This window comes from Arthrobacter sp. PsM3 (assembly GCF_030433895.1).
Taxonomy (GTDB): Bacteria; Actinomycetota; Actinomycetes; order Actinomycetales; family Micrococcaceae; genus Arthrobacter.
Window position 1 is genome coordinate 1 of the sequence record NZ_JARUXE010000041.1, and the last position, 21,103, is coordinate 21,103.

General features: G+C 65.3%; 12 protein-coding genes and 1 pseudogene. 5 read left to right on the top strand and 8 right to left on the bottom strand.

Annotated elements, in window-relative coordinates; all coding sequences use genetic code 11:
- Positions 1–206 precede the first annotated feature (206 nt).
- The 4 genes from QCD75_RS18030 to QCD75_RS18045 form a co-directional block, all read right to left on the bottom strand.
- Entirely contained in the window at positions 207–1,238 is a 1,032-nt protein-coding gene (locus QCD75_RS18030) for an NADPH:quinone reductase (RefSeq protein ID WP_301230788.1), read from the bottom strand.
- A 398-nt stretch (positions 1,239–1,636) separates the two neighbouring features.
- Positions 1,637–2,047, bottom strand: a complete 411-nt coding sequence (locus QCD75_RS18035) for a cupin domain-containing protein (protein WP_301230789.1) — start codon at positions 2,045–2,047, stop codon at positions 1,637–1,639.
- A 58-nt stretch (positions 2,048–2,105) separates the two neighbouring features.
- A complete protein-coding gene (locus tag QCD75_RS18040; RefSeq protein ID WP_301230813.1) occupies positions 2,106–2,987 on the bottom strand; it encodes an aldo/keto reductase in 882 nt (293 codons plus the stop codon).
- Between the two features lie 83 nt (positions 2,988–3,070).
- The gene (locus QCD75_RS18045; protein WP_301230790.1) at positions 3,071–4,531 is read right to left on the bottom strand and encodes an MFS transporter; all 1,461 of its coding nucleotides are present in this window, start codon (positions 4,529–4,531) and stop codon (positions 3,071–3,073) included.
- Positions 4,532–4,624: 93 nt separating this feature from the next.
- Between QCD75_RS18045 and QCD75_RS18050 the strand changes: the two are divergent.
- A pseudogene (locus tag QCD75_RS18050) lies at positions 4,625–5,403 on the top strand (helix-turn-helix transcriptional regulator); the annotation flags it as partial.
- Positions 5,404–5,836: 433 nt separating this feature from the next.
- On the opposite strand, the gene QCD75_RS18055 reads toward QCD75_RS18050, so the two are convergent.
- A complete protein-coding gene (locus tag QCD75_RS18055; RefSeq protein WP_301230791.1) occupies positions 5,837–9,010 on the bottom strand; it encodes a bifunctional cytochrome P450/NADPH--P450 reductase in 3,174 nt (1,057 codons plus the stop codon).
- Positions 9,011–9,362: 352 nt separating this feature from the next.
- On the opposite strand from QCD75_RS18055, the gene QCD75_RS18060 reads away from it, so the two are divergent.
- Together QCD75_RS18060 and QCD75_RS18065 are read left to right on the top strand one after the other, a co-directional pair.
- The gene (locus QCD75_RS18060; RefSeq protein ID WP_301230792.1) at positions 9,363–10,274 is read left to right on the top strand and encodes an NADP-dependent oxidoreductase; all 912 of its coding nucleotides are present in this window, start codon (positions 9,363–9,365) and stop codon (positions 10,272–10,274) included.
- Positions 10,275–10,617: 343 nt separating this feature from the next.
- Complete coding sequence (locus QCD75_RS18065) at positions 10,618–11,667, top strand: glycerophosphodiester phosphodiesterase family protein (protein ID WP_301230793.1); 1,050 nt, start codon at positions 10,618–10,620, stop codon at positions 11,665–11,667.
- 1,047 nt (positions 11,668–12,714) lie between these two features.
- Here QCD75_RS18065 and QCD75_RS18070 read toward each other — a convergent pair.
- The 3 genes from QCD75_RS18070 to QCD75_RS18080 form a co-directional block, all read right to left on the bottom strand.
- A complete protein-coding gene (locus tag QCD75_RS18070) occupies positions 12,715–13,512 on the bottom strand; it encodes a dioxygenase family protein (protein WP_301230794.1) in 798 nt (265 codons plus the stop codon).
- Between the two features lie 347 nt (positions 13,513–13,859).
- Positions 13,860–14,567, bottom strand: a complete 708-nt coding sequence (locus QCD75_RS18075) for a hypothetical protein (protein ID WP_301230795.1) — start codon at positions 14,565–14,567, stop codon at positions 13,860–13,862.
- A gap of 52 nt (positions 14,568–14,619) precedes the next feature.
- The gene (locus QCD75_RS18080) at positions 14,620–15,345 is read right to left on the bottom strand and encodes a hypothetical protein (RefSeq protein ID WP_301230796.1); all 726 of its coding nucleotides are present in this window, start codon (positions 15,343–15,345) and stop codon (positions 14,620–14,622) included.
- A 431-nt stretch (positions 15,346–15,776) separates the two neighbouring features.
- On the opposite strand from QCD75_RS18080, the gene QCD75_RS18085 reads away from it, so the two are divergent.
- Both QCD75_RS18085 and QCD75_RS18090 read left to right on the top strand, forming a co-directional pair.
- Positions 15,777–18,047 (top strand): hypothetical protein, encoded by a 2,271-nt coding sequence (locus tag QCD75_RS18085; protein WP_301230797.1) that lies wholly within the window; start codon positions 15,777–15,779, stop codon positions 18,045–18,047.
- A 28-nt stretch (positions 18,048–18,075) separates the two neighbouring features.
- Positions 18,076–21,069 carry a hypothetical protein gene (locus tag QCD75_RS18090; protein WP_301230798.1) on the top strand — a complete coding sequence of 998 codons (2,994 nt, stop codon included), beginning with the start codon at positions 18,076–18,078 and terminating at the stop codon, positions 21,067–21,069.
- The last annotated feature ends 34 nt before the right edge of the window (positions 21,070–21,103 follow it).

A 21,103-nucleotide genomic window follows, 5' to 3' on the forward strand; every position in this document is an offset into this window, starting at 1 on the left:
TGCGGCTCCTGTGGAGCCGCACCCTTGCACGTCGTACTCCCCCGGCCGGGCGCATACCGGAACTGGCGGACGGTGCCAGGACGGCGATTCATAGGCTGAGGCCTTCTGGACCAGGCTACCGGTGCGCAGTCCGGGGGTGCTCGGCCCGCTCCCTCTCTCGGCTGCACGGCGTGATGGCCCCCGGGAGGCCCCCGCAGCGTCTTCGGTTAGCCCGCTGACACGTCTATGAGAACCTTGCCGACGATGCTCTCTTCCACGGCCGTGTGGGCTGCAGCCGTGTCAGCAAGGTCAAAGTGGTGCAGCGGCAGGCCTGCGGCCTCTCCCACCGGAAGGGCGCCGTCGGCGATGGCCGCATTGATGTCCTCGGCGGCGGCGTGCACTGCCGCCATGCCAACGGTGTAGAGCAGCACGAACTGGTAGCGGACGTTGAGGCTGAAATGCCTGCGCACGTCCAGGCTCATCTGATCGCCGCCGTTGTTGGCGTAGACCGCGACGGAACCGCGGTTCCGGATCACAGCCAGGTCGAGTTCCGAGTTCTGCGCGGGTGCCACCTCCACGATCTGGTCGACGCCGTCGGGAGCGATCCGGCGGATCTCCGCGGCCGCGCGGGTTTCCCGGTAATTGATAACGTGATCGGCGCCGGCGGCGGTGACCAGCGCGACCTTCGCCGGTCCGCTCACGGTTGTGATCACAACGGCGCCGGCCCACTTGGCGAGCTGGATCGCCGCATGGCCCACCGCGCCGGCCCCTCCAGCGACGAGAACCACCTTGCCGTCCAAGGCTCCCGGGTGCAGCCGCCGCGGGCCGTCCTCGGCGATGGTCAGGGCCCGGTGGGCAGTGATCGCGGGAACGCCCAGGCTTGCGCCGAGGTCGAACCCGGCATTCTCCGGCAGCGGAAAGATCCGCTCGGCCGGCAGGACGGCGAACTCCTGCGCTGTCCCGCCGTCGGCGCGCTGGTAGGCGGCCAGGGCCAGCCACACCCTGTCACCGACGCGGAGGTGCTCGACGCCAGGTCCGACGGCGTCGACCACTCCAGCGCCGTCCTGGTTCGGCACAACCTCCGCGAAGGGCAAGGGCTCCCCCGGTTTGGCGCCGCGGCGCGACTTCCAGTCGGTGGGGTTCACCGCGGAGACCATGATCCGCACGCGTGCCTCCCCGTGCCCCGGGTCGCGGATTTCGCGGTCGACCAGCTCGAGAACAGACGGATCGCCGGTGGAACGGTACACGATTGATTTCATACTGTGTCCTAACGCCGGCCCGGACCGAAAATTCCCGCCCGGTGCCGGACCGCGCACGCACTGACACCGGCCATGGCCTCGCGAGTGGACTTCGGTCCCGTCCGTGACGGGGCGGCGGAGCATTTTGAGGGCAGTCTTTGAGCCGGTTCCCACCGCGTGAGCCTCTTGGGCGCCGTCGCTCGAGTATTGGAGCAACACCGGGCTGCGCCGCCGGCCTGGAGTGCAGTTGGCTGCAGATTGAGGCTTCTTCCGTGGTGGAAGCCCTCGAGTACCGGTTGCTGCCATTCGGCGTCCCCGTCGTCTCTTCGGGAGGCTGACGATTCGGCTCGCTGGCCATGTGCTTCCTGATGTGACGAGACCGGAACATGCCGGGCTCGTCGTCGAAGCAAAGGGAGGGGCTACGCCTGGGCGGTGCCGTTGTATTCGTCGTCGGTGATGTGCTCGCCCCAGATGGTGGTCTTGGCGGGGTCCTCGCCGTTCTGGAGCATGGCGAGATGTTCCATAAAGCAGCCGGGGGCGGCAGCATGCCAGTGCTCCTCGCAGGGAGGGGTGTACAGCGTCTGGCCAGGGTGAACCTCGATGATCTTGCCGTCCCGGCCGCCGAAGCGGCCGACGCCCTGGGTGATCCGAAGATACTGTCCGTGCTCGTGGGAGTGCCAGGCGGTGCGGGCGCCGGGAGCGAACCGGACTGTCGCGACGACCATCGTTTGGTCGGACTCGTGGGGTAGCGCGATCGGATCCAGCCACACGTCGCCAGCGAATTGGGGTGGGGGGTTTTTGGTAGTCGGTACATTGGGTTCGATGTTCATGATTTTCCTTGCCTGTTGTCTGAGAAAAGTTGCTTGGCGACGCCCGTTAACCTCTGTCTTAGGATTCGGGGATGACCATGGCGAAGCGCTCCTCGCGGGCCTCGTCCGGGTCCGGACCGTTCCGGTTGCCGGTGTCGAGCGAGTCGATGGCGGTGAGTTCCTCGGCACTGAGTTCGAAGTCGAGGACGTCGAAGTTTTCAGCGATCCGTGCCGGGTTGGTGGATTTCGGGATGGCTGAGCGGCCGTGCTGCAGGTGCCACCGGATCATGACCTGTGCTGGGGTCTTGCTGTGTGCCTGCCCGATCGCGGCGAGCGACGGGTCCTCCATCACGTTCCTGCGGTCCTCGCCCCAGCCTGGGTAGAAAGTGATCCCTCCAATCGGCGACCACGCCTGGGTGAGGATCCCGTGCCGGGCATCAGCTGCCTGTACGTCCGGCTGGCTGAAGTAGGGGTGCAGCTCGATTTGGTTCACGGCCGGGACGACGTCGGTCGAGTCCAGCAGTGGCTTCAGATGGTGCGGCATGAAGTTGCTGACGCCGATCGCCCGCACGCGCCCGTCAGCCAGCAGGGTCTCCAGCGCCTTGTACGCGGCGATGGTCTTTTCGAACCGGTCGGGGGCGGGCTGGTGCAGGATGAGCAGGTCCAGGTAGTCGACACCGAGCTTGCCCGTCGCTTTGTCCCAGGCATGCAGGGTCTGGTCATAGCCGTAGTCACTGACCCAGACCTTGGTCTCAATGAACACCTCCGAGCGATCCAGGCCGGAGTTGAGGATGCCCTGCCCGACCTCCGGCTCGTTGCCGTAGGCTGCGGCAGTGTCGAGGTGCCGGTAGCCCGTTGCCAGCGCGGCCTCGACGGCAGAAGTGGTCTGCTCCGGGGCGCTTTGGAAGACGCCCAGGCCCAGGGCTGGCATCGTGACGTCGTTGTTGAGTGTAAGTTCCATGTTCATGCCTTTCACGGTATTCAGATGTGTGGCGTTGTGGGAGTGCACGTCAGTACCCCCTTGAGGTGGATGGCATCGCTGGTTCATCGGACCTCTTGGAGTTCCGGCGCAGGGGCGGCCGCCTGCGGTGTCCTCGCGCGGCGGCCGGCCAAGTCTGCGGGCAGGATGAGGGCCGCGGCGGCGGCAAGGGCAAGGAGCAGAAGGACGCTGCCCGTGGTGAGTGCGACGCTGACCTGCGAGGCCAGGTGCGCTACGGAAGAACCCGTGGTCGGGACGGTCCCTGCGGCCGCGACCGCGATACCAAGCCCCAGGCAGGTACCGACCTGGTGGAAGGTGTTCACCAGACCCGATGCGGCGCCGGCGTCTGCCGCGGGGGCGCCGATGATGCCGAACGAGGTCAGCGGCGCAAACGCGAGGCCCTGACCGGCGCCGATGAGGATCATCGGCAGAGCCACCCCGGTCAGGTAGGCCGAGTCGATGCCGACGCGGCTGAGCCAGAACATCCCGACAAGGGTGACCAGGATGCCTGCCACGAGTGGAAGGGAACCCGGCATCCGCCCTAGCAGCCGCGGGATGGCCATGGCGACGGCGAAGTTGACCGCCGTCATGGGCAGGAACCCGATGCCGGCCTGCAGCGGATCGAAGCCCAGTACTTCCTGGAGGTACTGGGTGGTGAAGAAGAAGAATGCGATCATCGCGCCCAGGTACAGGAAGCGGGCAACGTAGGCGCCGGTGCGACGGCGGCTCGCGAACAGCCGCAGCGGCATGATCGGCTGGGCCGCCCTGCGCTCGATCAGTACGAACGCGGCCAGGAGCACGACGCCGGCGCTGACGGCTGTGACGGTGACCGGCGAGGCCCATCCTTCGTCGGCGGTGTTGATGATGCCGAACACGAGAGCGCCGACACCCAGTGTGGCGCTGAGCGCGCCGAATACGTCGAAGCGGCCGCGGGCCCGGCCTGTTTCCGGGATGAACCGCGGTGCGAGTGCAATCATCGTGGCGCCAATGGGTACGTTGACGAAGAACCCGGCCCGCCAGGAGATCCAGTGGGCCAGCGCCCCGCCGATGACCAGACCGAGGCTGGCGCCGATCCCTGCGGTCGCACCACACAACGCGACGGCCCGGGTGCGCTCCCGGCCCTCCGGGAAACTCGCCGTGAGCAGGGAGAGTGAGGCGGGCGCGACGATCGTAGCCCCGATACCCTGGACCGCGCGGCCGGCGATCGCCCACCAGCCCGCCGGCGCCAGTCCGATCAGCAACGACGCGATCGAGAACACCACCAGCCCGAAGACGAAGACCTGCCGGCGTCCGAGCAGGTCTCCTGCCCGGGCGCCGAGGAGCAGGAGGCCGCCGAAGACCAGCGTGTAGGCGTCCTGAACCCAGGAGAGCTCACCGGTGCTCAGCCGCAGGTCTTCCTGCAGGCTCGGCAGGGCGGTGAAGATGACAGAGTTATCCAGCAGGATCATGAAGTAGCTGACGAGGATGATCGCCAGGATCGCTGCCGGGTGGGGAGCGGTTGCAGGTGCAGGTTTCATGCTTTCCATGCAACCGTGATTCCTTATGGGCCGGGAGTCACTGTCGTTCGGGTTACTGCCAGTCCCTCCCTGGAGCACCTTCCGCTGCGTAGCGTGGATGCCATGACACACAGTGAGGACGTGCGGAAGTTCCTGACCTCCCGCCGCGCAAGGATCACTCCGGAAGAGGCCGGGCTGCCGGCCAATGGCGGCAACCGGCGCGTTACCGGGCTGCGCCGGGAGGAAGTCGCGATGCTCGCCGGGATGAGCATCGATTACTACATACGCCTGGAGCGGGGAAACCTCTCCGGCGCCTCGGACAGCGTCCTCGAAGCGCTCGGGCGCGCCCTGAAGCTCGACGACGCCGAAACGGCCCACCTTTTTGACCTGGCCCGCGCCGCCACCGCCTCCCCCCGGGTGCGGCGCAAGCGCAGCCCGCGGACGGTGCGGCCGAGCGTGCAACGCGTCATTGACGCGATCACGACGGCTCCGGCCTGGGTCCGCAACGACCGCGGGGACGTCCTCGCCGCCAACGAACTCGGCCGCGCCCTTTATCTGGACTTGATGGCCGAACAGACCACCCCGCCGAACCGCGCACGGTTCACCTTCCTGAACCCGAAGGCGCGGGAGTTCTTCGCGGATTGGGAACGCGCGGCGGATGACATCGTCGCTGTCCTGCGGTCCCCAGCCGGGAAAACCCGTACGACAAGGACCTCACGGACCTGATCGGTGAACTCTCCACCCGCAGCGAGGAGTTCCGCACCCGGTGGGCCCGTCACGACGTGAAGCACCACCGCACCGGCCGCAAACGGTTTCACCACCCGATCGTTGGCGACCTGGACCTGAGCTTTGAAGCGCTGGAACTCCCCGCAGACCCGGGACTGCGCATCAACGTCTACACAGGGGGCAGCAGCCTCAGCGCCGACGTCGAACTCTTCATCTTCGGGATCGCCTCGATCGCCGGAATCATCACCACCGGCGCGCTCCTGGACCGCCACCCCCGCCCGTTGCTGCACGGAAGCGCCGCCCTGTTCATCGCAGCGACCGTGCTGCGGGGGATCACGTTCGGCGGGGTGGCCGCCCAGCTCCAAGCGGCCCTCACCACCACCGGAGGCGCGGACTCCGACGTCGCGAACTCGTTCCTGCCGGTGGCGTTCAACCTCGCCATCTTCACCGCCGGCATCCTCGGCGCCGCCCTGCTGACGAATTTCAGCGGCCTGGTACTTGCGGTCGTGATGATCGTCGCCGGCCTGGCCGCGCTCATGCTGACCCTCTGCGGACGCCGCACCGCGTTCCCCGCTCGCCTCTAGCGGCGGCGCGAAGGTCTAATCTCCCTCACGTGAAGAGGTCCGCCACGTACCTGCCGTGGGTGCGTTCCACCTCATCCATCCACGCCCCGGCGTCCGCCGCCGAGGCGCCGGTCGCCTCCCGGTAAATCTGTACGCACGTGTTTCGGACCTGCGGCGCCATGTACTCGCCGTCGCCGCAGACGTAGACCGTGGCGCCCTGTTTGACGAGTTCCACAACGTCGCTGCGGTCCGACCACAGCCTGTCCTGGACGTGCTTCGGGCCGTCCCCGAGTGCGGTGGAAAAGACCGGCCTGAGGTCGAGGTTGGCGTCCTCCGCCCAGGAGGCAAGCTCGGTATGATAAAGGAAATCGGTGTCCGGGGCACGGCAGCCGAAGAACAGCAGGGACCGTGCCGGCGTCACACCCTCGGCCTGCGCCCGCAATGCGCGGTCCTGGACGAAGCCGCGGAATGGCGCCAGCCCGGTCCCGGCACAGACCATGATGAGTGGAACCGCTAAAGAGGCTGGCGGGTGGAAAGCGGCATTCGAAGGACGAACGGTCACGGCGATCCTTGACCCGGGCTTGGCCTGTGCTAGATACGTGGAGGAAGCCCCTTCGAAGGTGCCGCGGCCGGACCACGCCGGTGCCTGGATGACGGCGAAGGTCAAAGTGGCATGGTCTGGGCTCCAGAGCGGCGACGAGGAAATGGAGTACCGGCGGGGCGTCAGTTGGGTCAGCAGTTGCAGGAACGAGGTGAACGACAGCTGGCATGACGGGTACGTTTCCAGCAGATCCAGGAGGGAGACGCGCTGGTCCAGGATCTCGGCCACGTACCGCCCGGGGTCCTGCGCCAAGGCCTCAATCCCCCTCCGCTGTTCAGCGTCCGCGGCGACATCGGCCAGGTCCTCGAGCTGGGCACGGGTCGCGGGGACCGCAAGTTCGACGTAGCTGCTCAGCAGCTCGCCCACGGCTACGGGCGAACCGGTGGGCAGGAAAGTATCTCCCCGCTCCATACTCAGCAGGACGTTCGCGTCGTAGTCGAGGTTGAAGCGCGCCAACGCCCGCTCTACAAGCCCGCTGGGATTCAGCGGCAGCACCGCCAGGTAGTCGCCGGTCCGGTAGCTCATCCCTTCGGGGAGGGCTATCTCGACATGCCGTTTGGACCGGGCACCGGGTTTGGCGAGGTTCACCAGTTCCCGGTTCGCGACGACGGTACCCAGTGCCAGACCGTTCTGCCGCAGCAGCGGGTCCCGGACATTCCCAACGAACTGCAGTTCAAGCTGGGGCTGCGCGGCCGGTGAACTGGTCCGCTGTCCGAGGGCGGCGTCCACTGCGGGCCAGAATCCCTCGTACCACTCATCGAAATCGCCGAAGAAGTCGCCGCGGGCGTTGGCCTCACCCCGGGCATAGATCCGCACGGCGCCGGCGGCCTCGAGCCGGGCGTCGACGGCTTTAGGCACCTCCTGATAAGTTCGCGCCCAGTCCTTGTTGCCATTGCCGAAGACCGCGTACCGCACTCCGGCGAGGCTGCCAGGCCTCAGGCCCTGGGTCCATGTGAGAAATCTCCGGGCATTGTCCGGTGGCTGCCCCTCATAGGAGGAGGTTACGACCATGACGAGACCTTCCGTCGGCAGTCCGCCGGCGGCCTCGTCGAGCGGACCGATCGTGGGGCTGTAGCCGCGCCGTCCGGCGTCGTTGGCAATGCGCTGGGCGAAATCCTTGGACGTGCCTGCATTGGAACCGTAGAGCACCCGGATCGGAACACCGTTGGGGGCGGCGGCGGGCAACTCCGCCTGCCGGGCATGTTCGACGGCGGCATGCTTCGGCGCTGCGATCTTGACGTCCCGCCGGCTCACGTGGATGTACAGCCCTTCCGGCTTCATCGTCAGGGTGTGCTTGATCTGGAGTTCGTAACCGGGGTCCGCCGACGTCACCTCGAAACGCTGCAGCAGCTTGGCCAGGAAGAGCATGGCCTCCTGCAGGGCAAAGCCCCGGCCGATGCAGGAGCGCTGGCCGTTCCCGAAGGGCTTCCAGGCATTGGCCGGGATGGCTGCGGCCCGCTCCGGGCTGAACCGGTCCGGGTCGAACACGCCGGCGTCCTCTCCCCACGCCACCTTGTCCCGATGCAACTGCGGGAGCAGGACCAGGATGGGCTGTCCCGCGTTGACTTCGTAGCGTCCGCCGAGCGTCGTGTCCTCGAACGGGGCTACGTTGAACGCCGGGGCGGTGGGCCAAAGCCGCAGCGTTTCCTTGAGGATCTGATCGAGGTACCCCAGCCGGGGCAGGTGCTCGAACGTGGCGCTGTCCGAGGCAAGGACCTCGTCCACCACGGCTTGCGCTTTGGCCAGCACGCCAGGGTGGCGCAGCAGCTCGTAAAGCGTGAAGGAGAGCAAGCCACTGGTGGTCTCATGTCCGGCGATCAGGAAAGTGACCATCTGGTAGCGGATGTTCTCGTCAGAGAGCCGCTCGCCGGTCACCGGATCCGCAGCGCTGAGCATGGTGTCGAGGATGTCCTCCAGCCCCGCGGGGCTGGGATTGCGCCGCCGGTCGCTGATGATCTGCTCGGCAACCTCAAACATCAGGGCGTTGTCGTCCTCGAGTTGGTGGCGTCGGCGCAGCATGATCTTGTTCTGCACGGGCAGCCTGCGCGCCCGGTCCCTGGATTCAACCAGGGCGCGGACCATCGCCCCAACGAATGGATGCATCTCCTCCCGATAAAGACTGTTGAACCGGTAGTTGAACGAGCACAGGGCGATCGTATCCAGCGTCAGGCGGGTGGTGTTGTCCGGCACATCGATCCGGGCCGCGGGCCCGAGCCGCTCCCACTTGAGCAGCAGCTGCTCGACGATGTCGTCCATGCCCGTGAACATCCGGCGCAGCGCTGCGGGTCCGAATGCCGGCATCAGGATCCGGTGCGCCTTTTTCCAGTTGGGTTCTTGTGTTTCCGCGGTGAACAGGCCGTCGCCGGCGAACTGCCGCACCTGCCGAAGGGCAATGCCGAGCACCTTGCCAAAGCGCGATTCATCGCAGACCTCGTTGACCAGTTCCTGGGAGGAGAGGACGACGACACTGCGGTTGAAGAACTGGATGCGGACGATGGGGCCGTACTGCTCGGCCACCTCGGCTAGCCCCAGGACTCCCTTGCTGGAGTCGATATCGGGCAGATTGCCAACGACCGGCCGTGGCGGAGGCTGGGGTATCGGGACGCTGGACGACGGCATGGGCCCTCCTAAGCGGTGCGTGAGCTCTGATGGGTGCCCGGGCAGGACGGGAGCGCCCTCCCGACTCCACGATAGTCTCAACCGATTCCGGGGGAATAGGTCGAGTGGCCCGTCCGTGCCGGTGCCCCACTTCGGGCCCCGGCCAAACTGCAATAAAAGCCGTCCGGACGGGGCAAGTGAGTCTTGCTCGCGGTTTCGCTCCGTTCGGCCGTGGTCTGGGACATCCGCGGCGTTCTGCTCTCGGGCAGGCGGGAGCTGCAGCATGCGTCCTGAATCCTTGCCCCCCGTCCCTGTCGTGGGCATCATAAGAAATGCACTCACTCATGCCGCGAACTGACACAGGGAGAAGGCCATGAAAGCAGTTCAGTTTGCCGAGTATGGCGGCCCGGAAGTCCTCAAGGTCGTCGACATCGAGGAGCCCCACGCCCGCGCCGGCCAGATCCGCATCACCGTTCGTGCGGCAGGCGTGAATGCCATCGACTGGAAGATTCGCAGCGGGGCACTGGCCGCCGTCATGCCCATCGGTCTTCCCGCCGGGGTGGGGATGGACGCCTCGGGAGTCGTGGACGAGGTCGGTGATGGTGTGGAGGGGGTCGCCGTCGGGGACGAAGTTTTCGGCACCGCCGCCACTGGTGCGGCGGCCCAGTACGCAGTGCTGGCCGAGTGGGCGAAGAAGCCGGAGAGACTGTCCTTCGAAGAGGCTGCCGGATACCCGATGTCGACCGAAACGGCGCGCCGGGCGTTGAATCTGCTGCCGTTGGAGCCCGGCCAGACTCTCCTTGTCAACGGGGCCGCAGGCGGCGTCGGACTGGCCGCCGTCCAGTTTGCCCTCGCTGGCGGAGCCACCGTGATCGGCACGGCCAGCGAAGGGAATCACGACTATCTGCGCTCCCTGGGTGCCATCCCGACGCCGTACGGCCCAGGTCTGGTCGGCCGTGTGCGGGAGCTTGCCCCGCACGGCGTCGATGTCGCCTTCGACGCGGTGGGCTCCGGCATCCTGCCGGAGCTTATTGAGCTCACGGGCAGTGCCGGGAAGGTCATCACCATCGCCGACAGCAGGGCAGCCGAGTACGGCGTGCGGTTCACCGGCGGCCGGGGCCCGGGCCATGCACCGGAGGCACGCGCCGAAGCGGCAGTATTGTTCGAGCAGGGAAAGTTTCGGCTGCCGGTGGCGGAAACGTTCTCGTTGGAGAATGTCGGGGCCGCGCAAGCGAAAAGCGAACAGGGCCACGTGCTCGGCAAATTCATCGTGACCGTCAGCTGACCGGAACCCGGTGGACATCGCCACGCCGGACCTTGGGTAGCCACAAGAACGGCCGGCACGATCTAACTCTGCGCAGTCCGAGGTGGCCCCCCATGAGCGGGCCACCTCGAAAAGGACAGCCACTCGTCATTCGGGCGCGCACACGACGCTCGCACCGCTCCACGCCGCGAATGCCAGGCAGCGCCGCGACGCGCGGGCAGCTGCTTTCCAGCGTCAGCAGCGTTAGCAGCGTGGGGAGTTCACTTTCTGTTGGCTTGGGCGCCAGCCGGAGATGATCGGCTGTTGAGGCTATACGGACACTGTGGCGCGTGCCCCTGCACACCACCGAGTGGAGAACACCCCCATGCTCAACCCGACAAAGCTGGGCGCTGCCGCACTCAGCGCAGCCCTGCTGCTCGCCCTCCCGTCCCAGGCCATGGCTGCCGGCACCAACCCTAACGGCGGGGAGAATCACTTCGACCTCCAGGCACACCGCGGAGGCATCGGGCTCACTGTCGAGTCAACGCTGGCTTCCTTAGCCAAGGGCATCGACACGGGAGTATCAACCCTCGAACTCGACCTCCAGATCACCAAAGACGGCCGTGAGGTCATCACCCATGACCGGAAGATCAATGACAGGAAGTGCGCCGACACTGCCCTTGTAACACCGGGCGACCCCCAGTACCCGTATGTCGGCAAGTACATCAAGGACCTGACTTTCGCGCAGGTCCGCAGCCTGGACTGCGGCAGCCGCACCCTGCCGGAGTTCCCCGGCCAGGAGGCCTCTCCTGGAGCGAATTTGCCGACACTGGCCGAGGTCTTCGCCCTGGCGGACTCCCGCCACGCGAGCCAGGTGAAGTTCAACATCGAAACCAAGGTGGAAGCCGGGGCACCCGAGGAGACCGCACCGCGGGAGCAGTTCGTAGAGGTGGCCCTGCGCGAAATCAACAAGGCCAACATGCAGCACCGGGTGTCCATCGAAAGCTTTGACTGGGGCTCCTTGCGGCTCGTCCAGCAGCAGGCACCCCAGATCCCGACCGTGGCTCTGACCAACAAGGACTTCCTGCAGGCCGGCCAGCCGGGGAAGTCCCCCTGGCTTGGCGGCATTGACGCGGACGACTTCGGCGGCGACATCGTCGCCTCGGCCGCCTCCCTCGGCTTTGACGCGATCTCCCCCGTGCACGGCACGCCGCAAAACGGCAGCGTCGACGACGCGAACTACGTCCCGTACGTCACGAAAGACATGGTCGACCGTGCACACGCCGCAGGTATAAAGGTCATTCCCTGGACAGCGGACGACAAGCCGACCATGCGCGCCCTGATCGCGGACGGCGTCGACGGAATAATCACCGACTACCCGAACCGGCTCCGGGACGTCATGACCGAGACCGGCTTGAAGCTGCCGCGCAGCTAACCTGCCAGCGATTGCTTGGCAGTGACCCCCGGCAGCAGAGGTGGCCGATACCAAACACGCGTATCGGCCAGCGACTTCCCACCTCATGTGTGCGACTGACCGAGGATCCGTAAAGACCCCCAGCTGCCCCGGCCGTTCAGGCGGCGGTCATGTCCGCCGCGTAGGGTGGCCCGGACCGCAGCCACAAACGAGAGGACACACAGTGCATACCAAAGAAATGTCCGGAACGACTGCCAGCCGAAGCTCACTTCTGCCAGGTCAAGTGGTCCATGTCCAGCTGGGCCCCTCCGATCTTGGCCTGGGAACCGTTGAGGAGAGGACGATAGACGGCAGAATTATCTGGATCCGCTTTGGCGGGGCGACTCCGCGCCGGATGTTCCTGGACGAAGACCCGGCGGTATTCACCGTCCTGCCGCCAGCATCTGTCCGCTAAGGCGTCTCTGGCAGAATCCACCCCAGGGAAGCAACCCGGACCCCGTGGTGAGAGTCCCCCAGAAGTGTTAGCCGGTTAGAGAGTGCATCGAGCGCAGCCTTGGTTGGGACGCCGATGGAAAAGAAATCGAATCCTGCCGAAGCCGATGCTTTGGCCGGATCCAGCCGAAAGCCAGCCTCGGCCCGCCTCGCGGGTGATTCACGGCGACACCCATTACCTTCCCGTCCTCCCGGAACTCCATCGCCACAAGATATCCGAGCCGGCTCTGGAACCACTCGATGCTGACGTTCAGGTCCCGTACCGGGAGCTTGAAATGATGCACGCCATCGAAGACGGGAACTTGGCTGTACACGGCGGAGTCATTTGCTCGACGGAGTGGTGGTGGTCCAACGATAGGTCCGGGTGCGGTGGCGGCCCGGCTCACGGTCCAGCCCTCCTCGATGACCAGACGGGCGAGTTCCCCCTCACCCGGCGTGTAAGGTCGGCGTTGGCATGGGTTAAGCAGGACATAGGCCCTCCTGACGTCGGGATGCGTGTGTCAACCCAAATCGATACCGGGGGCCGTCGCCCTCTACATCACGCCACGCTGTTCACAACGTCCGTGGGAATTACACCTAGGTCAGGGTCCACGAGCGTTTTGACAGGCCGAACCAGAACCCGTCGATCGCGGTCTTGGCATGCAGGTCGCCGGAGCCGTAAGCCGCCCCGAGCGCGACATACAGCGGGGCCCAATGTTCGCTGCGAGGGTGTGCCTCGCGGGCTGCCGGGGCCTTGTGCAGGAAGTCCAGGATGGAGTCGACGTCGCCGCGCGCCATTGCCTCGTCTGCCCAGTGATCGAACTCACGGGAGACCGAGGGCGGGGCACTGTCCGGTCCGCCGGAGGGGTTGAACCAGCGCAGATTGTGCGTGGTGAACCCCGAACCGATGATCAGCGTGCCGCGGTCGCGCAAAGGCGCCAGCGACTTGCCCAGATCGAACAGGCCCTGTGGATCAAGCGTCGGCATGGACATTTGCACGACCGGTACATCCGCGTCCGGGAACATCTCCTTGAGCGGCACGTAGGCGCCGTGATCCAAGCCGCGGCTCTCGTCGCGCTGGACGTGGTGGCCATGACCGGCCACGAGCTTCTCCACCTCGGTGGCCAGGCCGGGAGCCTGCGGGGCGTCGTAGGTTACGTCGTAGTACTTCTGGGGGAAACCGCCGAAGTCATAGACCAGGCCCGGGTTGCGCCCGGTGGCGCTAAGCGTGACCGGGGCGTTTTCCCAGTGCGCGGACACCATAAGGACGTCCTTGGGCTTGTCAAAGGTGCCGGACCATTCGTTGAGTTCGCGGGTCCAGGTGGCGTCGTCAGCCAGCGGCGGAGCACCATGGCTGAGGAAGAGAACCGGAGGGCGGTCGAGGGTCGATGTCATGAAATCAGCCTATCCCTTTTTACTTGAAGGTTCAAGCTAATCTTTCTTTCCAAGCACGACGACGTCCGCCGGCGAACAACACTGTGCCAGCCAATAGTCCTGCCCCCAAGAAGTGCAGAGCGCTCACACTCACGCATAGGTACTCCGGAATCTGGATCCGGGCCACTTCCTGCAGCACCGGGTCGGTATCACCACAGTCACTGGTCAGGCAGCAACACCGACCCCATAGGCTAAGGACGGTCCTGCTTTCCCCTGCCTACGCGTGAGCTTTCCGGGGAGTTGCGGTCTCCTCATACCCGGAGACAATACGGTTGAGCGCGAACTGTGCTGGGGCGCAATGATCGGCACTAAATCACCGTGACCTGCTGGAATTTGACCTTGTCCTTGTCGTCGCGCGCGGTGCCCATTTGACCGGGGGCGCCGCTGGGCCCCGCGAGGCCCGGTGTGGATGGCTGGCCAGGGTCAGTGGTGGCGTGGCTGAAGTCGCCTCGCGCGCCGCTGTCGCCGGTGACCCCCGCGGCCCCTCCCGGGCCCGGGTCTCCTCCTTTGCCGGGGTCTCCTGACTTCGCCTTGAACACGCTCTGCCCACCGCTCTGGTCGGAAACGTAGAAGACAAGGATGTCCCCGGCTGCGCCCGCGTCGCCGCCCCGGCCTCCAATCCCGCCCTGGGCTCCGTTCCCTCCTCCGCCGCCGTAAGCGCCGGGTTCGCAGCTGTTTCCGTCGCCGCCCTTTCCGCCCTTGCCGCCGGCGCCGCCTTTTCCTCCGTTGCCGCCTTTTCCTCCGTTGCCGCCTGAAGCGTCGATAGATACGTCGCTGCCGAGGACGCTCACGTGTAGTTCAACGGTGCCGCCCTTGCCGCCTGGCAAGCCATCCGCGCCGGGCCCGCCGACTCCGCCGTCGCCGCCACGCCCGCCGCGCGTGGCACCAGTGTCTTCTACGAAGAACCAGCCGCTGCACACCGCACCGAATCCCCCCTGCCCCTGCGGTCCGTCCACCCCGGCAGCGCCAACCGCGCCTTCGCCGCCATCCGTTCCCCGCTTGTCGATGCCGCCCATGACGGTTCTCCTGTTCTGGTGAAGTAAGTATCTGATGGTTCGCTGCAGAAGCTCAGCGCCAGCCGGCCGTTACCGCCTCAACTCGAGCGAGGATCTCGGAGACGGCGAGACGATCCGTGTAGCCCTCAATGGGCGGATGCGGGCCCGGCTTGCTCATTTCCTCGACCACCAGCGGAATCTCCCATGGGTTAGTGGTGACACCGACCATCTCGTTGCAGGTGAGCAGGAAGTGGCTGCTTTCCGGGAAGATCCAACCGTGCTTGTGGAACTTCACGTTCCCGGCCGTCAGCGCGTTGATCGATCGCTTGAGGAACAGCAGACCTCGCACTTCGAGGTCGCGGTCCAAAAGCCGGACCTCCTTCCACACGGGAAATGCGTCGCGGACCGGTGAAATGAATCGCGCACCTTTCTCAGCGGTCAACTTCGCCAGGGCGGGAGAATGGCCACGAGCAATAAGCATCGACGTTGCGCGCCTGACCGCGTCACGCACCACTACGACCTCGTGCGGAATAGTTGCACTCCCCTCCACCTTTCGGGACGACACGACGCCGTGGTTGCCGTCGGAGAAAACCACATCGGGCACAGAGGCATGCTCGAGACTGCGTTGGATATCGTGCAGATCTTCCTCCGGAATGGAGGGGTGGATGATTCCGAGGCGGTAGAGGTCGCTGATCGAACGCGGAGTTTCTTCGACCAGAAACTCAGCGGCCGGAGAGTCAGGGCTGTCAGAGAAGACGACCGGGTCGTCCGACTCCTCAATTACATATGTGCCAGGCATGATCTGTCCTTGCTTGAACGAAACCTGATGGGGAAGATGGGTCCGGACACGGGGTGGGGACCTGCGCGTTGCGGTCGGATCTGGGTGGTCCGACCAGTCGGCGACTGAACATGTCCTCCGGTTCCGTGCCACCAACACCGTGAACCCGTATCTCGACAAGGCCGTCGACGTCGGCAGGATCCGGAACCAGCCCGCCTGATCTTCGTTGCCTGATCACTACGCCTCCTACGAGCTCACAGGTTATCCCACGGGCCGTTACTGCAGCGTTACGGGACAAGCGCGGACCCGTAACGCTGCAATAACGTGCCAATCACGCCTTCATAACACGGGGATAACGCGCCGCGGACTACCGTGGCCGCACTCAACCACCACGCTGGCCACCCTGCTCGGGGTGCGGCGTCTTTGATCAGAACAAACGGAAGGCCAGGACAATGGCGGTGCAAGCAATGGGCCCCAGCTACGCTGGTGGAACCCAACCTGTAGTCAAGGGCGGGTATGCGGTGCTGTACCTCCCCGACGTCAATAATCGTGAACTTATCGCCCAAGGCGAAGCTCCGGTCTTTTACTACATCCCCAATATTGTCCGGATGGCCCGCAAGAACGGACCAGATTCAGGGGACTATCTTTTTAACCTGATCCGGTTTGCCGGTACAGGCGGTGAAGGAGTAATCGGAGGCGGCGGCGACGTTGCCGGCGGAGTTGTCACTTTTTCCGTCACGGGTGCGATTCCGGAAGCGGTGAGAGCGCAGTCCGAAAGTGAAATCACGGCCCGGTTCAAGGACAGTGACGACGTCTTCTGGGGCATTAGGAACAGCCGCAAGCCGCCGATGTTCCGCCCCGCTATCATCACATCGAGCACCACATCTGTGTCCAACGTCGCGCCCACCACCCGCGGGTTCCCGGTCCTGGCCACCGCAACCCGTGGCGGCAAGTCGGTCAGCGAATACCGCTACTTCGGCATGCCCGGGAGCCGCAGCGGGGCCCGGCCCATGCCGGGCGAAGCGCGCGACGGCGAAACGCCTGCGCCCGGGCCCGTCACCCAGCCTGAGGGAGCCCCGCCGGTTCTCACCAACGGTTCGGGCAACAACCTGGACCCGTTCTACTGGCAGATGTACGGCGAGGGCAACGGCTCCATTGATCCCACCGGCACACATGCCTTTTCCGGGCTCGTAGGCAAGTACCCTGCTGCCATTTTGTGGGAAGCGTTCCATGGCACCGCCTCGCCCATGGTTGTGGTCCAGAACTACAAGCTGAAGGTGTGGTCCCCTGTCTGCACGCTCTCCATCAAGGGCAACTGGGACAAGGTCTTCAGCCATTTCTCCGCGGCCGCCTCCGGCCGGTATCTCTGGGCCTCGGTGGACCTCAAAGCGGAGTTCAACAACATGCGGACCAACGGCACCATTGAAGTGGACCTCAAGGTGGATACCACACTGCCCGGCGCTGAGGCCATCGCCAAGCGCCTGGATGAGAAGAGCAACCTGGTCTACGAAAAATTCATGGAGGCGGCCAAGAAAGTGATCTTTGACCCGCCGCAACCCCAGGTAGAGGCTGCCCAGGCCTCCTCCTCAGGCGGCAGCTTCTTCAGCCCCTGGGGGGCCGGCGTTGCACTGAAATACCGCCGCGACACCACCAACCTCAACCTCAGCTACACCGAAACCCAGCAGTTCGCCTACCTTCAGGACCACACAATTTCCAGCTCGCTGGCGGGCATGTATGACGAAATGAAGGCCGATCCGGAGGCCGAACGCAAGTACTTCCTGACGGTGTACATGGACGATTGGCCCCGCAGGCTCGCACGGATCTGCTACCCGGTCGCTTCCTGGGGTGACGGCACTGTGGCCAGGCTCGGCATACAGGTGGGGTACCCGAACACCAAGGGCGAGATCAACTGGGAGGGAACGGCCTTCAGTGGCTCCGGAGGTGCCGACAGCAGTTGGAAGTTCCAGACGGCGCAGAAGATTGCCTCAGATGTCCAGAATGCCCCGGAGGGCTGGAAGCCGGACCTTACGTTCGTCAAGCGCCAGGTCTTCCTGAATGAGCCCGACAGCGAAATCGCGGACCAGTACAAACGCGTGCAAATCGAAAAAAACATCATTGCCATCGATCCGGAACCCAACGGCACCCTTATCAACGACACCACACTGGAGGTCAGGGCTGACAGCGCCGGCCGGCTCGCCGTCGGCCCCGTCGAACTGGGCGTGGTGCTCACCGACGACACCCAGATCGTGGAGGCGGAATTTGAGCCAGTGGACCCCGACAGCGGAGAGCCAGTGGGATTTGACCCGGTCCGCTTCCGCTGGAACCGGGCAGACTACAGTCAGGACCGAACTTGGACGATCTACACGGGGGACCCAGGATTCCGGCCCTTCTACCGGTACCGCGTCTCCGTCACGGTCAAAGGCACCTTGTTCGAACCCGGCCGGGCCTGGACAGGACCATGGACACGTTCCAGCGGCAATGGCCCGTTGCTGATCGACGTCCCCCGTCCCGATTCTCCCGGCGTCGTAACCCGCTCCGTCCCTGACGAAAGGGTCCGGTTGCTGCGCGAGCTTCATACCCGGGAACTCGAGCACAAGGAAGGCAGCGGAGACGGAGCGAAGTCGGGCAACGGGCTGGGCTCCGGTGACGGGGCCAAGTCTGGCCCGCCAACTGAGGGCAGTGCACCGGCGGAGTCCCCCACGTACCTCGAATACAAACTCTGAGGAAAGCTAGGGACTCCGGGGGCAGACGATGGACATCCGACTCCGGCTGCGGAAAGACCCGGCCGGCGAACCGTTGGTTTCGGCAACATTCGTGCTGACCCATGCGCCTGCGCCGGATGACAGGCTGGGACCGCTCGTCGACCGAGCCACGCTTGCCGTGGATCTGGAAATCACAACGGACGACGGCGGCCTCCCCAGCTCACTGGCGTCCGTCACTTTCGTTTTGCTGGACCAGGGAGATGCACCAGGGCAACGTGCGCCGCTGGAAGTGGCACGCCAGCGTGTCACAGGGCCCTTTGGCCACGGTGCCCTGGAGTCAGTGTTGGAAGGGCCGCCGTCGGCGGCGCTGCTTGACGCGTTGGTGGCCGGAGGCTCCCGCTTTCTAGTGAAGGCCGTAGCAGACACCGAAGCCAGCGGTTCGGAAGTCTTCACTGTTACTGCCCAGCTTGGCGGCGTGTGGACCCATCTCGCGGACGTCGCCGATGAATCGCGCCTCTTCACACGCGTTGACCTGCTGAACTACCTGGTACCCATGATGGCCGAACGGATCGTGGCCGTAAGTGGCTCCCCCGGCCGGGGTTCCACGCAGGATCCCTCCGTGTTGGACGCCTTGCTGAAGGCCGCCCGCTACATCCTGGAGCCGGTCGCAGCACCTCCGGGGCGCCCGGCGGACGAGGATTCCTCCTACCGCTTGGCCGTCCAGTACCCGGGCGAGCAGACCGTCCAGATAAGGATGCAGCACCCGCCGACACCGGGCGAGGCGCTGGAGACCTCCGCCAGTTTGGCCTCGCTCATTGTCCCTGTCATTGCTCACGACCGTGGCAAATTCATCCACCTTGTCAGCAGCGGAGGGGGCCGTCTGGACGGCATATTGCCCGCACGTGCCGCCAGTGGGACCCGCGGGCCAGGTGGCGCACTAATGCCGTTCATCGCGGGGGGCGGCCGCGTCGTCTCCGTCGCCTCGGCCCTCGGGTCGGCACGCCCGGGCGCGGCAACGGCACTCATGCTGCATCATCCAGGAGTGACGGCACATCCCATCACTCATCACCTTGCCGACTTGGAGCTCATTGCTCCCGCGCCCGTCCAGCGCCCCGGGCCCGTCGCCAACAACGGTGCCGCGGGGATCTGGAAAGACCGATGGGACGCGAGCTATTGGTACGCGCCCGAGTACGCCTTGGAGCTTCCGCCACCATCAGATTCGCCCGGCCCGAGCCCCTTCACCTTCGATGTGGAGCCCGCCGGGGGGCACACGGCAGACGGCTCCCCCGGCATTACAGCGACAGTTTCCGTGACACTGCATGCCCGGAAATCAGCTCCCACCCTGGCCGAATGGGAGGCAGCCGGGAGGCCCGTTCTCAATCCGGTTCCCAGTACCGGTCACATGGTGCAACTCGGAATTCCTTTCCGCGACGAGCGCGGGACCACCCAGACCGAGCAGATCAGCGCCGACTCATTGTCTGTCCAGCCCGGGGAAGAAGGCACCCTCACAGCCACTTTCAGGCTCATGGACAACTGGGCCCGGCTTGCCTATGGGGCACTCTCGGTCCCTGACTTCCAGGCCCAGCCAGCCACCATCACGGTTTCGGCCAGTTTTGAAGGCTGGCGCCAGTCCAGCGGGCAGGCTCCGGTTATCGCCGGGCTTCATAAGATTCTGTCGCTGCAAACAATAAGTGCGGCTACGAGGGATGCCCCGCTCCAGCTTCACGGCACCGCGCTGGCCCATGCAAACGTGATTCCGCCGTGGCAACTTAACGCGGGTATCCTCGCTGAATGGCGGCGCAGCACCTACTCATGGAGCGAATTCGCCGCGGTCCGGACCCTCACAGTCTCCGTTCCATGCTCCACTTACGGAACGCTTTACAGGGAGGCGACGGACGCCGGCAAAACAGCCATTGGCTGCCGGCCTGCTCTTCAGCTCGGCCAGACGGAATACAAAACCTACCAGGAAATCACCCTCCCCGCGGCAGCCGGCAGGGCCCGAATTTACCGGTCGCTACGCAGCCCGGGAAGGTTTCTGGTGGTGCCGGCACGCTATTGCGTTGGCCGCTACGGACCCGACCAGGATGACCGCGCCTACCGGCCGCGGCTGCTGTTACACAGCACCATCGATGTGGAGAATCCCACGAATATTCGATGCGTGCTGGCAGCATCGCTCGAACCGGACCTTCCACCCTTCGTTCGGACCGCAATCACCGCCGAGTTGAAGAACACTGCCGCGAATCCGGTGTTGGAGTACCTCCCGGACGCTGGTGTCGATCCGGACCTGCGGTGGGCCCTACCGTCGGACGCGAGCATCAGTGCGGTCCCCACCGGCGCCGGATTCGACGTCGTCATTTCCACAGATATCGCCGGTTTCCTGGTCCTGAAGTCGCTGCTGGAACGTGACGGGCTGAGGGGCTCCGTGGGTGCCGTACTGCCCGGAAACGTGCGGCTCAGCAGTTCCCTGGAGATTGGGCTGGCTACCGTCACCGGGCCATTCGACTCTGGCCCAATCGAGGTTGGTCCCTTGCGCGACGGAACTTTCGAGCTGACCAACAGGACGGGCCAGCGCCTGTCAGTCCAGGGTTTGGCGACGGGCGGCGTGCAGATCTCAACGCTGGCAAGCGTGCTGGCGCCCCAGCAGTCCCTAACCGTGGACGGGCCGCAAACCGGAGGCTTCGACGTTATTTTCGATCCCGACCAAACTGCGGAGAAACTGGATGAGATCCGGGCCTACATTGAGGATCTCGACCTTGGCATCACGTTTGTGGCTGTGGATGATCCAGGGGATGCGGGGCTGACCGGCTGGGAAATACAGACCTCCCTGCTGGGGATCTCAGATGCCGCACCCCTGGTCCTAACCTCCAGCGCCCGTGAAGCCGAGCGCCGTTACGTCCTGCCGCTCACAGCCTTCGCCGGTGATCCGCAGCTTCAGTACACGGTTACAGCCGTGGGAGTGGACGGCACACGCACCGCCGCACCGCCCGCCAACTGGCCGGTACGTACACAGGGCGTTCTAATTCCCATTCGGCGGCCCCAATGAGCTGCCGGCCGAACGCAGCGACCGCTGCATACAA